The organism is Paramixta manurensis (genome assembly GCF_013285385.1).
GTDB classification, from domain to species: Bacteria; Pseudomonadota; Gammaproteobacteria; order Enterobacterales; family Enterobacteriaceae; genus Paramixta; species Paramixta manurensis.
In genome coordinates, this window is the sequence record NZ_CP054212.1 from 4,079,692 (window position 1) to 4,094,188 (window position 14,497).

The 14,497-nt window shown below is 51.4% G+C and carries 18 protein-coding genes; 8 read left to right on the plus strand and 10 right to left on the minus strand.

Annotation, left to right across the window (positions count from 1 at the left end; genetic code table 11):
* The first annotated feature begins 134 nt into the window (after window positions 1-134).
* Both msrA and paeA read left to right on the plus strand, forming a co-directional pair.
* Window positions 135-779, plus strand: coding sequence for a peptide-methionine (S)-S-oxide reductase MsrA (msrA, locus tag PMPD1_RS19665; RefSeq protein WP_173636296.1), 645 nt, complete (start codon window positions 135-137; stop codon window positions 777-779).
* A 239-nt stretch (window positions 780-1,018) separates the two neighbouring features.
* Complete coding sequence (gene paeA, locus PMPD1_RS19670; RefSeq protein WP_173635638.1) at window positions 1,019-2,347, plus strand: polyamine export protein PaeA; 1,329 nt, start codon at window positions 1,019-1,021, stop codon at window positions 2,345-2,347.
* A 36-nt stretch (window positions 2,348-2,383) separates the two neighbouring features.
* Here paeA and PMPD1_RS19675 read toward each other — a convergent pair whose 3' ends face one another.
* The gene (locus PMPD1_RS19675; protein WP_128176228.1) at window positions 2,384-2,590 is read right to left on the minus strand and encodes a DUF1107 domain-containing protein; all 207 of its coding nucleotides are present in this window, start codon (window positions 2,588-2,590) and stop codon (window positions 2,384-2,386) included.
* 321 nt (window positions 2,591-2,911) lie between these two features.
* On the opposite strand from PMPD1_RS19675, the gene PMPD1_RS19680 reads away from it, so the two are divergent.
* Window positions 2,912-3,478 (plus strand): YtfJ family protein, encoded by a 567-nt coding sequence (locus PMPD1_RS19680; RefSeq protein WP_173636297.1) that lies wholly within the window; start codon window positions 2,912-2,914, stop codon window positions 3,476-3,478.
* Between the two features lie 41 nt (window positions 3,479-3,519).
* Here the strand turns inward: PMPD1_RS19680 and cysQ are convergent, their stop codons facing one another.
* Window positions 3,520-4,266 (minus strand): 3'(2'),5'-bisphosphate nucleotidase CysQ, encoded by a 747-nt coding sequence (gene cysQ, locus PMPD1_RS19685; protein ID WP_173635639.1) that lies wholly within the window; start codon window positions 4,264-4,266, stop codon window positions 3,520-3,522.
* Between the two features lie 314 nt (window positions 4,267-4,580).
* Here cysQ and PMPD1_RS19690 point away from each other — a divergent pair, with 314 nt between their 5' ends.
* Both PMPD1_RS19690 and ytfE read left to right on the plus strand, forming a co-directional pair.
* Window positions 4,581-6,527, plus strand: a complete 1,947-nt coding sequence (locus tag PMPD1_RS19690) for a bifunctional 2',3'-cyclic-nucleotide 2'-phosphodiesterase/3'-nucleotidase (RefSeq protein ID WP_173635640.1) — start codon at window positions 4,581-4,583, stop codon at window positions 6,525-6,527.
* A gap of 136 nt (window positions 6,528-6,663) precedes the next feature.
* Window positions 6,664-7,332 (plus strand): iron-sulfur cluster repair protein YtfE, encoded by a 669-nt coding sequence (ytfE, locus tag PMPD1_RS19695; protein ID WP_173635641.1) that lies wholly within the window; start codon window positions 6,664-6,666, stop codon window positions 7,330-7,332.
* 77 nt (window positions 7,333-7,409) lie between these two features.
* Here ytfE and PMPD1_RS19700 read toward each other — a convergent pair whose 3' ends face one another.
* On the minus strand, window positions 7,410-7,643 hold the full coding sequence (locus PMPD1_RS19700) for a hypothetical protein (RefSeq protein WP_173635642.1): 234 nt from the start codon (window positions 7,641-7,643) through the stop codon (window positions 7,410-7,412).
* A gap of 203 nt (window positions 7,644-7,846) precedes the next feature.
* On the minus strand, window positions 7,847-8,467 hold the full coding sequence (bamJ, locus tag PMPD1_RS19705) for a BamJ family beta-barrel-assembly machinery protein (protein ID WP_173635643.1): 621 nt from the start codon (window positions 8,465-8,467) through the stop codon (window positions 7,847-7,849).
* Between the two features lie 355 nt (window positions 8,468-8,822).
* Between bamJ and PMPD1_RS19710 the strand changes: the two genes are divergently transcribed.
* Window positions 8,823-9,395 carry an OapA family protein gene (locus tag PMPD1_RS19710; RefSeq protein WP_354292698.1) on the plus strand — a complete coding sequence of 191 codons (573 nt, stop codon included), beginning with the start codon at window positions 8,823-8,825 and terminating at the stop codon, window positions 9,393-9,395.
* Window positions 9,396-9,556: 161 nt separating this feature from the next.
* On the opposite strand, the gene rplI is transcribed toward PMPD1_RS19710, so the two are convergent.
* Genes rplI through rpsF form a run of 4 tightly spaced genes read right to left on the minus strand, consistent with a single transcriptional unit; the run spans window position 9,557 to window position 11,000 of the window.
* Window positions 9,557-10,009, minus strand: coding sequence for a 50S ribosomal protein L9 (gene rplI, locus PMPD1_RS19715; protein WP_173635645.1), 453 nt, complete (start codon window positions 10,007-10,009; stop codon window positions 9,557-9,559).
* A gap of 39 nt (window positions 10,010-10,048) precedes the next feature.
* Window positions 10,049-10,276 carry a 30S ribosomal protein S18 gene (rpsR, locus tag PMPD1_RS19720; RefSeq protein WP_000135199.1) on the minus strand — a complete coding sequence of 76 codons (228 nt, stop codon included), beginning with the start codon at window positions 10,274-10,276 and terminating at the stop codon, window positions 10,049-10,051.
* A gap of 4 nt (window positions 10,277-10,280) precedes the next feature.
* Window positions 10,281-10,598, minus strand: a complete 318-nt coding sequence (gene priB, locus PMPD1_RS19725; protein ID WP_173635646.1) for a primosomal replication protein N — start codon at window positions 10,596-10,598, stop codon at window positions 10,281-10,283.
* 6 nt (window positions 10,599-10,604) lie between these two features.
* The gene (rpsF, locus tag PMPD1_RS19730; RefSeq protein WP_173635647.1) at window positions 10,605-11,000 is read right to left on the minus strand and encodes a 30S ribosomal protein S6; all 396 of its coding nucleotides are present in this window, start codon (window positions 10,998-11,000) and stop codon (window positions 10,605-10,607) included.
* A gap of 243 nt (window positions 11,001-11,243) precedes the next feature.
* Here rpsF and PMPD1_RS19735 point away from each other — a divergent pair, with 243 nt between their 5' ends.
* Window positions 11,244-11,450: a hypothetical protein gene (locus PMPD1_RS19735; RefSeq protein ID WP_173635648.1), complete on the plus strand. Its 207-nt coding sequence runs from the start codon at window positions 11,244-11,246 to the stop codon at window positions 11,448-11,450.
* A gap of 46 nt (window positions 11,451-11,496) precedes the next feature.
* On the opposite strand, the gene yjfP is transcribed toward PMPD1_RS19735, so the two are convergent.
* The gene (gene yjfP, locus PMPD1_RS19740) at window positions 11,497-12,246 is read right to left on the minus strand and encodes an esterase (RefSeq protein WP_173635649.1); all 750 of its coding nucleotides are present in this window, start codon (window positions 12,244-12,246) and stop codon (window positions 11,497-11,499) included.
* Between the two features lie 165 nt (window positions 12,247-12,411).
* Here yjfP and bsmA point away from each other — a divergent pair, with 165 nt between their 5' ends.
* Window positions 12,412-12,738, plus strand: a complete 327-nt coding sequence (gene bsmA, locus PMPD1_RS19745; protein ID WP_354292700.1) for a biofilm peroxide resistance protein BsmA — start codon at window positions 12,412-12,414, stop codon at window positions 12,736-12,738.
* Here bsmA and PMPD1_RS19750 read toward each other — a convergent pair.
* Window positions 12,712-14,340: an isovaleryl-CoA dehydrogenase gene (locus PMPD1_RS19750; protein ID WP_173635650.1), complete on the minus strand. Its 1,629-nt coding sequence runs from the start codon at window positions 14,338-14,340 to the stop codon at window positions 12,712-12,714. The genes bsmA and PMPD1_RS19750 overlap by 27 nt on opposite strands.
* Window positions 14,341-14,497: the final 157 nt, after the last annotated feature.

Genomic DNA, 14,497 nt, shown 5'->3' on the forward strand with positions numbered 1-14,497 from the left:
TGTCCAATTCTGACTGCTTTTAACTATTCGTAATGCATTAACATAGTTTGCCGACTATTGTCGGCAAAGAAGCTACACGATACAACCCCGATACAACCCGTAATCGCGATCGAAGTAAACAGGAGTATATGCAGGTGACGTCATTCGACAAAACGCAAACTATCGCCCAGGCCGAGGCGCTACCAGGCCGCACAACCCCCATGCCGGTGGCGACCACACATGTGGTCACCGAACGTTCGATGACGCACGTTCCTGACGGAATGGAGGTCGCCATCGTCGCCATGGGCTGTTTCTGGGGCGTTGAGCGGCTGTTTTGGCAGCAGCCCGGCGTGTATAGCACGGCAGCAGGCTACTGCGGCGGCTACACGCCCAATCCCACCTATCGCGAAGTCTGTAGCGGGCAAACCGGCCATGCGGAAGCGGTACGTATCGTTTACGATCCGGCGCAGCTTAGCTATCAGCAGATTTTGGCGTTGTTCTGGGAAAATCACGATCCGGCGCAAGGGATGCGTCAGGGCGGCGACGTCGGCACTCAGTATCGCTCCGCGCTGTATCCCCTGAATGAGGCACAGGCCACGGCTGCGCAGGCAAGCCTGACGCGCTTTAAACAGGCCATGACTGATGCAGGCGATCGGCGTGAAATCACCACCGAAATCATTGAGGCTCCGCTGTTCTATTACGCGGAGGATGAACATCAGCAATATCTGTATAAAAACCCGGAAGGATACTGTGGCTTAGGCGGCACCGGTATTTGTTTACCACCGCAACTACAGAGCTAGCGGCCCGATTGAGGCTACTGCTATAATCCCCCGCACAGGCCGTGACATTTTCGGATTTTTACCGTATGGCGCGGCCTTTTAGAAAGCTTTCTGCCCCGACGTGTTTCACTTTGTCGAACTGGCGCAGACATTTTTGGCACGGATAGCCCAGCAATACTGGTGTGGATACCGATAAACGCGTGTCGCCACCCGCGCTGCCCAGGCCAAAAATGACAAGTACTTAACCCAACGGAAACTTTATGTTAGATAGCTTGCTTGTCATACTCGTGTTGATTGCGGTCAGCTCTTTTTTCTCCCTTTCGGAAATTTCACTGGCCGCCGCGCGAAAAATCAAACTTAAACTGCTGGCCGATGAAGGCAATATCAACGCGCAGCGCGTGCTGAAAATGCAAGAAACGCCGGGCATGTTCTTTACCGTGGTGCAAATTGGCCTCAACGCAGTGGCGATTCTCGGCGGTATCGTCGGGGATTCAGCGTTTTCTCCCGCCTTTCGCTCCCTGTTTGAACACGTTGTGGAGCCGGAACTGGCGGAACAACTCAGCTTTATTTGCTCATTCACCCTCGTCACCAGCCTGTTTATTCTGTTTGCCGATTTGACGCCTAAACGTATCGGGATGATCGCGCCGGAAACCATTGCACTACGGATCATTAATCCGATGCGGTTCTGCCTGTTTATCTTTCGTCCGCTGGTCTGGTTCTTTAACGGCATGGCGAATATGATCTTTCGTCTCTTCAAAATCCCGATGGTGCGCAAGGACGATATCACTTCCGACGATATTTACGCGGTGGTGGAAGCGGGCGCACTGGCTGGCGTGTTGCGTAAACAAGAGCATGAGTTAATCGAAAACGTCTTTGAGCTGGAGTCACGTACCGTTCCCTCCTCCATGACGTCGCGCGAAAATATCGTTTGGTTTGACCTGCACGAAGATGAGACCTCGCTAAAAGAGAAAATTGCGCGGCATCCGCATTCAAAGTTTCTGGTTTGTAATGAAGATATTGACCATATCGTGGGTTATGTGGATTCAAAAGAGTTGCTGTTGCGCGTGCTGGGCAACCAGAGTCTGACGCTTAGTAGCGGTGTGCAGATCCGCTCAGCGCTGATTGTGCCGGATACCTTAACGCTGTCCGAAGCGCTGGAAAGCTTTAAAACTGCCGGTGAAGATTTTGCGGTCATCATGAATGAGTACGCGTTGGTGGTCGGCATTATTACGCTAAATGACGTGATGACCACGTTAATGGGCGACTTGGTTGGTCAAGGGCTGGAAGAGCAGATTGTTGCGCGTGATGAGAATTCATGGCTGGTTGAAGGCGGCACGCCAATTGATGATGTAATGCGCGTGTTGGATATTGATGACTTTCCGCAGTCTGGCAACTATGAAACCATCGGCGGCTTTATGATGTATATGCTGCGTAAGATTCCGAAACGTACTGATTTTGTGAAGTTTGCCGGGTACAAATTTGAGGTGGTGGATATTGATAGTTACCGTATCGACCAGCTTCTGGTCACACGGATTGATGAACGTCCTGTGGCGCTGACCGTGCCAAAAACGACAGAAGAGAACAGCTAGAAACAACAAGGGCGCGGTAACCGCGCCCTGCTCACCTCAATTGAATTCCGTTTGCAAACGAAGCACTTGGCGGTTGACCTCTGACATCACGCTCAAATGCTGCTTGTCCTTCACGCGTGGGATAAGAATTTTCCCTTTATCGAACTCAAACGCGCCAACATCCTTGATATACAACCTTCCTCTAAACAATGTCTTAACGTACTTAGCAACCTGTAGAGGGTTGTAACGTTGGAAGATTTTCATTCTGCTTTTACTCCTAAAAATGAACTACGCCCCGTCGTTGCCAAATTCGGTACGAACTGATGAAGCGCAAATTGCTGATAAACTATAGAACATGATTTCTTTCCTGTGTTCCGAAAATCCTGCTTTTTTACTGAATTGACAGAACATTACAGAATACTCTGTTAACACGATCACATATCGCAGTATAAACCTTCAATCTACATGGATTTGTGCTGTCCGCCGCAAAGCGAGAAACCGGCAGCGACAGACGCATCATCCGTGCTTATTATTTCAGGAACATGACCAAGTGGTCGGATCACCTGCAAAAATGGAGTTCTTATGATAACAACTCGCTCACTCGCCCTCGCACTCGCTTTGTTGTTGCCGCTCGCCGCCAACGCCCATAATTTTGTTGAAGGCCAGCGCGTTGCGCCGGTCGGTGTCGCCGACAAAGGTGAGCTACTCTGGCAACACGATGAGTTTAGCTACCAAAGCTGGAATAGCGCGCAACTGGCGGGAAAAGTGCGGGTGATACAACATATTGCCGGTCGCTCATCGGCAAAAGAAAAAAATGCGCCGCTGATTGAAGCGATAAAAGCCGCACAGTTGCCGCACGATCGCTATCAAACGACCACGATTGTCAATACCGATGACGCTATTCCCGGTACCGGCATGTTTGTGCGCAGCAGTATTGAAAGCAATAAGAAGCAGTACCCGTGGTCACAGTTTATTGTCGACAGCAATGGCGTGGTGAAAAAAAGTTGGAAGTTAGAAGACGGCGGCTCAGCGATCGTAGTGCTGGATAAACTGGGTGAGGTCCGTTTCGCTAAAGATGGCGCGCTGACGCAAGATGAGGTGCAACAGGTGATGGGTTTGCTGCATCAGTTACTGAAAACATCACCTAACTAATTCGAGCCGCAGGGAGACACATCCATCTCCCTGCAAACTGGCTAAAAAATAGAGACACGAAACCCCGGATTCAGGAAGGATTCACGCGGTGCATAATCCAGCGTTTTCCCCTGCCAGTCATGGACATGCGCGCCAGCGGCAATCGCAACGGCATGCCCGGCGCCGGTATCCCAAATATTGGTTGGCCCAAAACGTGGGTAAAGCTGCGCTTTCCCTTCCGCCACCAGACAAAACTTAAGCGAGGAACCAATTGCCGTGGTTTGGTGCTCGCCCATCTGATTTAAATACTCTTTCAACTCTTCATCGCTAGCGGCATGAGAACGGCTAATCACCACCAGCGGCGGACGTGCGTCGCGGATATGGATTTGTTCTTTATTACCGCCCTCTTCCTTCCAGGCTTTACCTTCCGCTGCCGAATACAGGATGCCGAGCGCCGGGGCATACACCACTCCCAGCGTGGGTTTACCTTGTTCGATGAGCGCGATATTCACGGTAAATTCGCCATTGCGCTTCAGAAACTCTTTGGTGCCATCCAGCGGATCAACCAACCAGTAACGCTGCCAATGCTGGCGTACGTCCCAGCCGGGCGGATCTTCTTCTGACAGTACCGGTAACTCTGGCGTAAGCGCTGCCAATCCTTCAGCGATAACGGCATGTGCCGCAAGATCGGCAGCCGTTACCGGAGAATCATCCGATTTGTGAGAAACGTTAAGCGGAGCCTCGCCATCGTAAACCTTCATAATGGCATCGCCCGCCTTGCGCGCCAGTTGGCAAATTTGCTCTAACATTTGTCACCTCGTTATCGATTAACGGCATGTAATATTGATGGTGTCATTACTCGCTATGTAGACGCAAGTATGAGGATAGCAGTTCAGTTATGCGAATCCCCTGACATCTCATTTTTTGCTATAGAACTTTTTAATATCAATAGCATACTCCACTTCCTCGCGCCACGCTATGCCATGCTCCCGGCGATGATCTGCCGCCATCACGGCAACTCAATTTCTGTCACACATCACAATTTTATGAATTAAAAAGTAACATTTGCAGATTATTTTGCGATGTTTGTTGTATTTCAGGATGAATAAAACGGAGAGATACCATGTTTAAGCCCTGCATCACGCTACTGGCGCTGGCGATAACCACCGCAACCTCAGCCGCCACGGTGGACCTACGTCTAATGGAAACCACCGACCTACACAGTAACATGATGGACTTTGATTATTATAAGGATACGCCCACCGAAAAATTTGGGCTGGTTCGTACCGCAACGCTGATCGAAGCCGCACGTAATGAGGTAAAAAATAGCCTGTTAGTTGATAACGGCGACGTTATTCAGGGCAGCCCGCTGGGTGATTACATGGCGGCGAAAGGTTTAAGCAAAGGCGAAATTCATCCGGTCTATAAGGCGATGAATACGCTGGATTATACGGTGGGAAACCTTGGCAATCATGAATTTAATTATGGGCTGGAATACTTACATCAGGCGATTAATGGTGCCCGTTTTCCTTATATTAATGCCAATATCATCTCGCTAAAAACCGGTAAGCCACTGTTTACACCCTATTTGATTAAACCGGTGACGGTCACCGATCGCGACGGTCAGCCCCATACGCTGAAAATTGGTTACATCGGTTTTGTCCCACCACAAATTATGGTCTGGGATAAACCTCGCTTGCAGGGCAAGGTTACCGTGAATGATATTACGGAAACCGCGAAAAAATGGGTGCCGGAGATGCGTAAACAGGGCGCTGACCTGGTGGTCGCCATCCCCCATTCTGGCCTTTCCAGCGAACCCTGGCACGCACTGGCCGAAAACTCGGTGTATTACTTAAGCCAAGTTCCAGGTATTGACGCCATTATGTTTGGGCATGCGCATGCGGTTTTTCCTGGCGAAGATTTTGCCAACATCAAAGGGGCGGATATCGCTCAGGGAACGCTAAACGGTATTCCGGCGGTGATGCCCGGCATGTGGGGCGATCATCTCGGGGTGATTGATCTGGTACTGGCTGAAAATAAAGGCCACTGGCAGGTAAGCTCGGCGAAAGCGGAAGCGCGCCCAATTTATGACAGCGTAGGCAAACGCTCCCTGGCAGCAGAAGATCCGGCGTTGGTGAAAGTGCTGGCTGCCGATCACCAGGCGACGCGTGCCTTTGTGGCAAAGCCCATCGGCAAAGCGGCGGATGTCATGTATAGCTATCTGGCGTTGGTACAGGATGATCCCACGGTACAAATCGTCAACAACGCCCAACGTGACTATGTGAAACACTTTATTCAGGGCGATCCTGACTTGGCCAATTTGCCGGTCTTGTCTGCCGCCGCACCGTTTAAAGTGGGCGGCCGGAAAAACGATCCCGCCAGCTATGTGGAAGTAGAAAAAGGTGAGATGACCTTCCGTAACGCGGCAGATCTCTACCTGTATCCCAACACGCTGGTCGTGATGAAAGTGAGTGGTAAAGAGGTCAGAGAATGGCTGGAGTGCTCCGCCGGTCAGTTCCGGCAAATTGATATTCATTCTCGCCAGCCGCAATCGCTGATTAATTGGGATTTTCGGACCTATAATTTCGATGTTATTGATGGGGTAAATTATCAAATCGATGTGACCCAACCGGCACGTTACGATGCCGAATGCGGGCTGATTGATCGCCAGGCTTTCCGAATTAAGCACTTAACGTATCAAGGGAAACCTATCGATGAGCACGCGACCTTCCTAGTTGCGACCAATAACTATCGCGCCTATGGCGGAAAGTTTGCCGGTACTGGCGATAAGCATATCGCTTTTGCCTCTCCTGATGAAAACCGCGCCATTGTTGCGGCCTACATTAGCGCGCAAACCAAAGCGCAGGGCGAAGTACAGCCACAAGCGGATAATAACTGGCGCCTGGCGCCAATAGCCAGCCAGACGGCGTTGGATATTCGCTTTGAAACCGCACCGACGAAGAAGGCAGACGCATTTATTCAGCGCTATGCGCAATATCCTCTTGAAAAACAAGGAACCGATAAGATCGGCTTTCAAATTTATCGGCTCAATCTCCAGTCATCACGCTAAGCGAATGTCGGCCCGCGCTCGCGGGCCGATCGTTAAGGCGCACATTTAAACACGCAATCGACAAAATTGTGCTGGTCGCCAACAAAAGATGCATTTAAAATACATCTTATAAATGACATCTCAGAGGTATCAACACATGGCAGCACTACGTACAACATCGTTAGGACAATTGGCAATTGAGATCCCCGGCTCGACCGCGCTGTTTCGTAAATATGAGCTGGATTTTTGTTGCGGCGGGAAAAAGACGCTGGAACAACTCGCCAACCAGCGCTCGCTGGATATTGATGTAATTGAAAGCGAACTGGCGGCGCTGTCGCAGGATGAAAACGGCGCGCGTGACTGGCGCACGGCAACGTTAACCGAATTGATCGCACACATTTTAGTGCGTTTCCATCAGCGTCATCGCGAACAATTGCCGGAACTGATCCTGATGGCAGAGAAAGTGGAACGCGTGCATGGTGAGAAGGCCGCTTGTCCGAAAGGGTTGAGCCGCGTGCTGAACCAGGTTTATCAACATCTCAGCGACCATATGATGAAAGAAGAGCGGGTCTTATTTCCGTTAATTGAGCAAGGACAGGGCGCACAAGCAGCCGGTCCAATCTCAGTAATGGAATTTGAGCACAATGAAGCCGGTGAACAATTAGAGGTGATTAAGATGCTCACCAATAATCTTACGCCACCCGCCGGAGCCTGCACGACCTGGCGCGCCTTATACAGTGGAACAAGCGAGTTTATTGAGGATTTGATGCAACATATTCATCTGGAAAATAATTTATTATTCCCACGCGCGTTACGCGGAGAATAATTTTTCAAACGGTAAAATAAAAGCCAGCGCCGTAGACTATCCCGGCGCTGGCTTATTAATACCCAATTTATTGGATATTAACGGCTTTTGAACCAGTCAACGATGCCGCGAATACCTTCGCTCATTTCACGAACAGCGCCAACGACATTCAATTCAATGATGTAGCCAATGCCTTTACCTAATTGCGCGGCGGCCGCACTAACGTCTTCGCTAACCGCATTACCAATTGACAATCCGATTTTTTCGCCGATGTTAGCGATAAAGAACCCACCTGAAATATTTGCAACTTCTTTATTATTTAATTCACGCATTTTATTGTCTCCATGAAGAAATTAGATTTAACCGCTGCTTTCCAATAAAGCGGCAGGGACAATTACACCTAAAATCCGGAAACATATAAATAGTAATCTCTTGATTTTTCTGGAGTGATTTCATTTATAAAAATGAAAAAGCATCCAGAAAAAGGTATAGCATTGCGATTATGCTATACCTCACGTTTACTCCGCGCCGGTATTTACAGAATTTCCAGTAACTCAACTTCAAATATTAGCGTGCTGAACGGCGGAATCGACGCGCCAGCGCCACGCTCACCATAAGCCAAGTTATGCGGAATAGTCAGTTCCCATTTAGACCCGACCGGCATCAGCGTTAATGCCTCAATCCAACCGGCGATGACACCGCTAACCGGAAACTCAGCCGGTTCACCACGCGCCACGGAACTGTCAAACACCGTACCGTCAATCAATTTTCCGGTGTAATGCACCCGCACGCGATCCTGACGCGAAGGGATTTCGCCCTCGCCCTGCTTAATCACGCTGAACTGTAGGCCAGATTCAGTGCTGCTTACACCTTCACGTTTGATGTTCTCATCAAGGTATTTCTGACCTTCAGAGGCCATTTCTTGCTGACGTTCTCGGCGAACGGCATCAGCACGTTCGTGTACTTCACGCAGCGCACGGTGTACAACATCCACCGGCACCGCTGGCGCATTCCCTTCCAACGCATCACGCAGGCCCGCCAGCAGCGCTTCAGGCTGTAGCCCTTGCAAACCCGACTCCAGCAATTGCTGGCCAACCTGTAAACCAATACCGTAACTTGCTTGCGCTTCGACGCTATCAAAAGAAGGGGTGGTCATACTTTTTCCTTTCATGATGGATAAACAACAGAATGGCGCAGCATAACAGCGCTGGCTGCGTGGGTAAAATCGGGTTTAAGGGGGAGATGACTTTTTGTCCGGAAAAGGAAACAATAGCGTTAATGACTTTTGTGAATGTGGGCAGGCACTTCGCGCCAGATTTGCGCATACTAAAGTCACATGTCGTGGTAACGCGACGCGCTAGTTTATGACCGTTCACACTGAGAGAAGAAATATGGGCCAGATAGCCCCAAGACGACGCGGGAAGCGCCTGCCATTTTACCATCCGGTTTTAAAAATGTGGATGGCGAGCCGCCCATCCAGCGCGCGACAAAGGCGCGAGGAGGAGGAAGTTATGCATAAGGAATCTTCGTCACGCGCCATGCCATGGTTCCATAAACTCTGGCATGGTCTGGATAATATTCGCTGGATGGATCCTCTGCCGGCACCACATCGTCGCGGTATTTTGCTCGCGCTGGTGATTATGCTGTTGGCCTTCCTATGGCCTTCTGCTACGCCGCAATATCCGGTAGAAAGGCCGGTTTCCGCGCAGCAGAATAACAGTGATAATCGTGCGCCGATACAGGCGAATCTCGATGATCGCTCCTCGCCAGACCATAATAATAGCCAAGCTCCGGCTTCTCCTCCCGCCCAGCCAGCCGATCGAGGGCAATGGCGTAACTTCCAGATAGCTTCCGGGCAGACGCTGGCGCAGCTATTTCGCGATAATAATCTTCAGGTGAGTGATGTGTTTGCTATGGCACAGGTTGAGGGTGATGATAAACCGCTCAGCAACCTGCACAGTGGGCAGCAAGTGAAAGTTCGCCAGGATGCCCAAGGCGTAGTAACCGGATTGACGATTGATACGGATAACGGGCCGGTGTTATTTACCCGCCAGCCGGATGGCTCATTTATCCGCGCGCAATAATCTCCACCAAGAAATTACGCAGGACTATACACACGTTGTAGGTGGCAACCAGGCTTCATAACGGCGTCCTGTCGATGCGTTACTGCCCGATCATACGCGTGAGCGTCAAAAACAAAAACGCCGGCACAAGGCCGGCGTTTTCATCGGGTAACTAACAGCGATTAAGCTTCAGTAACCACGTTTACAGTCAGCTTAGCGAAGACTTCGCTGTGAACCTGGAAGTCCACTTCGTGCTCACCAGTTGTGCGCAGAACACCGTTCGGCAGGCGAACTTCGCTCTTAGCAACTTCAACGCCAGCCGCGGTAACCGCGTCAGCGATATCGCGAGTACCAATAGAACCGAACAGTTTGCCTTCGTCGCCTGCTTTAGACGCGATGGTAACGGTGCCCAGTGCATTGATTTTCTCAGCGCGAGCATTAGCCGCAGCCAGAACGTCAGCCAGTTTAGCTTCCAGTTCAGCACGACGCGCTTCGAAATACTCAACGTTTTTCTTGGTAGCAGGAACCGCTTTACCCTGTGGAACCAGGAAGTTACGCGCATAACCCGCTTTAACATTAACCTGATCGCCCAGGCTACCCAGGTTTGCTACTTTATCAAGCAGAATAACTTGCATTACCTTATCCTCTTAAAGTCGTTAAATGACAGCAGCCGATTACTGATGACGATCAGTGTACGGCAGCAGAGACAGGTAACGCGCGCGCTTGATAGCACGAGCCAGCTGACGCTGGTATTTTGCGCGAGTACCGGTGATACGGCTCGGTACAATCTTACCGCTTTCAGTGATGTAGTTTTTCAGCGTTGCGATATCTTTATAATCGATCTCTTGAACGCCTTCCGCGGTGAAACGGCAGAACTTGCGACGACGGAAATAACGTGCCATTTGGCTAGTCTCCAGAATCTATCAAATCAATCTGCTCGGCATGCAACACAATTTTGCTCAGGCCATTGCGCCCTTGATGGCAGCTAATGAAACCTTCAACGGTAAGTTGCGTGCCGACCGTTATATGTTGAGTAATGACCTGATGGTCGGCGCCACTAATAATAATGGGCATACGACACCAGGCTTGCCGGGTGAAACCGGCCTCTTCCTGCTGCGAGCGGTGCTCAAGCACAAACTGGCAGTGCGGAATACCTGACGGACTCACTTTTCGAACCGGTGTCTTGCACACAGTGCCAGACAAGCGCAGCCGATTTGCCGTCACGGTTGATTACTCTTCAGAATCCCCAGCATCTGCATCATCAGAGGTTTCGTTGGCAAAATCTTCACGACGCTCACGGCGCTCATCTTTCGCTTTAACCATTGGAGATGCTTCAGTTACCGCGTGCTTAACGCGCATAACCATGCTACGGATAACGGCGTCGTTGAAGCGGAAGTTAGTTTCCAGCTCATCGATCACTTCCTGCGGCGCTTCAACGTTCAGCAGAACGTAGTGTGCTTTGTGCAGTTTGTTGATCGGGTAAGCTAACTGACGGCGGCCCCAGTCTTCCAGACGGTGAATCGTGCCCTGAGCACCAGTGATAGCACCAGTGTAACGCTCGATCATGCCCGGAACCTGTTCGCTTTGGTCAGGATGAACCATAAATACGATTTCGTAATGACGCATCGAATTTGCTCCTTACGGATTATTCAGCCTCCTGTCAGGGTCAACCGCGGCCCATGGAAGCAAGGAACGTTTTTGAAGTGCGGCTGAAAAATTGACGCGTAATCATACTGGCGTAGGTCAGGAAACTCAAGCAATGAAAGGAATTAAATCGCGCTCTGCGCTACACTATTTAAAGACGTCAATAAAGCGGCCTTTCTTGCTTCACGACGTCACAGCGTAATACCTTGCATCGTGGGGTCGATTATGAAAATTATCGCCATCGCCACTTTACTCGGTCTCTTCCTGTCTACGTCCGCCCTCGCCAGCTCCGCTGACTGTGCGCAGCAGATTAGAAGTAACGGCAGCAAAGCGGCTTCAACTTATGTTTATGTCAACCGTATCGCAACGCCTGTCGGTAACCATCACCGCGAAAAACAGTTCGTTGCGCGTGGGTTATCGCAGCAGTTGTGATCGCCAGAACCATGGGCCGGAATACACTTCCGGCCCATGGTCCATCCTACAAATGGTGACGGAAAAACGCGACCAATGCGTTAAGCGCAGGCGGAGTGATGCGATGACCAATGCCTGTCTCGGTCAGCCATGTCAGGTTTTTATCCAGCCCGGCCGCCTGTAACGCGTGCTGCAAACGGACACTTTCAGCCGCAGGCACCACATCATCAGCGTCACCATGCCAAAGTAGCAAGGGACGATCGGCCAAATTAGCCAGTTGCTGACTCGGGTCGTAAGGTTCAAGCGGCGCCATTCGCGCCGCAAAGGTCTCTTTTTGCTCCGGCGTATGGGCCACCAGCGGCGGAAACAGCGTCTGGCTGAGCGACATAAAATAGCCAGAGCCCATCAGACACGCCACGCTATTAATCTGCGGATAACGCGCCATCGCCCCTAATGCGGTCATCCCACCCATCGATGCGCCAGCAACCGCGAAACGCCCGATCGCCACCAGTGAGCGCGCGTGCAGCGCCGCTTCAATCTGCGGAACTTCATCAATATTGCGTTTCAGAATGTCCCAAAAATGGGTTAAGCGATGCTCTGTATCGCCGTTATAGCGGGAACCATGTAAATCCGCATCTGGCAACACGACGCGAAACCCGGCCTGCGCCAGCGCCACGGCGGCCCAAGAATACACCTCTTTAGAAGAGGTGAAACCGTGATAAAACACCACGGTTGGCAGCGCCGTTTGACGTTGACCTGTGGGCGCCGCATGCAGACATTCAATTCCAGCCAACGTTTCCGTAGTAATCTCTATCATATCGGCTCCGGTTAAAAGCGGGCTAAAAGTGAAAAAATAGCATGACTGAGTTTACGATAATAAAAAAACCGGCGGTAAATCAGGGCACGATTAGTGCAATGGCGAGGATACACGCAGCGCGTGGATGGCGTACACTTTACTCCATCCCGACAACGAGGAATGATCATGCGTCCGATACTTTCGCTGGTACTTATACTCTTCCTTAGCGCCTGTAGCGCGCTGAAAACCATGCCTAAACCGCCGCCAGCTCCCACACAGCAGGCACAGGAAATTGATCGGGCGCAGAGTCTCAACCTGCCGAAACTCGGCACCATTAGCGCAGCACAGCGCGGCTCACCGGATGATGTACAACGTACCATCGCCGCCCGGGCTAATGCGGCTGGCGCTACGTACTATCAAATTGTGTCCTTGAGTGAAAGCATCGTGCCCGGCCAGTGGTATGCCAATGCGATATTGTATGGTCCCTCAACTGCCGGTAGCACGCAAAAATAAGCGTTCACTAATTGCGGCGGTCACCGACGCGCCGCCACGCGGGTCTAAAAACTGGCGGCACCAGGCATCCGCTAATGACGGCTCAAGCCGTTTCATGACCTGGACCGCCATCATCAAATGCAACAGACTGGTGGTGATTTCCCGGGCCTCGACTTCCCGCAGATGACGCAAGCGTAATTTTAACTGCCGCCAACGGCTATCGAAGTGGCGGTTTACCCCTTTTACCGACTCAAACTCGCGTGCTAGCATTTCTGCAGCCCCGGACTGCCGGGCCAGGACGCGTAGAACATCCAGACACATCACATTCCCCGATCCTTCCCAGATGCTATTCACCGGCATTTCACGATACAGCCGCGCCAGTTCACTCTCTTCGCAATAACCGATGCCGCCGACCACCTCCATCGACTCGGCAACAAATGAAATACCGCTTTTACACAGGCCATATTTTGCCGCTGGCGTAAACAGGCGGGCAAACGCACGCTCATGCTCATCATGCGGCATCGACCAGGCGCGCGCCAGCCGCATTAACAACGCGGTTTGGCCTTCTAATTGAAGCGCCTGAGCACTGAGTACCTGACGCATTAGAGGTTGATCGACTAAATTTTTTCCCATTATTTGCCGTTGATGAGCGTGATACAGTGCAACTGAGAACGCGCGACGCATCAAGCCATGGCTGCCCAGCGCACAATCAAAACGCGTATAACCGCCCATTTTAAGGATTTGCCGCACGCCTTCGCCTTCATCACCGATCAACCAACCGGTCGCATCGCAAAACTCCACTTCGCTACTGGCATTAGAACGGTTGCCAAGCTTGTCCTTAAGCCGCTCAATACGTACCGCGTTGCGGGTACCATCCGGTAAAAAACGTGGCAGAAAAAAACAACTTAACCCTCCTTTAGTCTGCGCGAGAATCAGATGCGCATCGCTCTGTGGCACCGAGAAAAACCACTTATGGCCGGTGATGCGATACGCTTCGCCGCTGTGTCGCGCATCCAGGGGTTCGGCACGGGTTGTATTGCTAAGCACATCGGTACCGCCCTGCTTTTCCGTCATGCCCATGCCTATTAGCAGGCCGCGTTTCTGATCGCCTGGCTGCAAGTGCGCGTCATAGCGATCGGAAAGTAGCGCGGGTAACCAACGGGTAAACACCTGCGGCAAGGTAGCTTGCAAGAGTGGGGTGGCGCCGAACGTCATGGTGATTGGACACAAGGTACCGGCCTCAACCTGCGCATGCAGGATAAAGCGTGCGGCACGCGCCACAAAAACGCCAGGACGCGCATCTTTAAGCCACGGAAGGTTATGTACCCGATTGGCGAATAGCCCTTGCATTAACAGATGCCAGGCCGGATGGAAGCGAAGATCGTCAAGGCGTTCGCCGCGCGTATCGTAACGTAATAGTTCCGGCGGATGTGCATTAGCCAGCCGCCCCAATTCAAGCGATTCTGCGCTGCCAAGCTGCTGCCCAACCGAGGAGAGTAATTCCACATCCCAGTCAGCGCCTTCACGTATTACCGCTTCACGCAGCGGCGTATCGGAAAGGAACAAGTTGCTATTGCTCAGCGGGCGCGGTTGATTAAAAACGGTGTGAGTTTTCCAGGACATATCCATTCCCTCTCTGCATCAGCATAAGTATGGAATCTCAGCACAGAACTGCCCATTTACCCCCTGGTTTTGTGGCGACGATCACGAGGCATTATTGGGTCGCTGAGGATGAAAGCGCTTGCTAAGATAATTAATCACTACCAACCAGGGAGAAGGA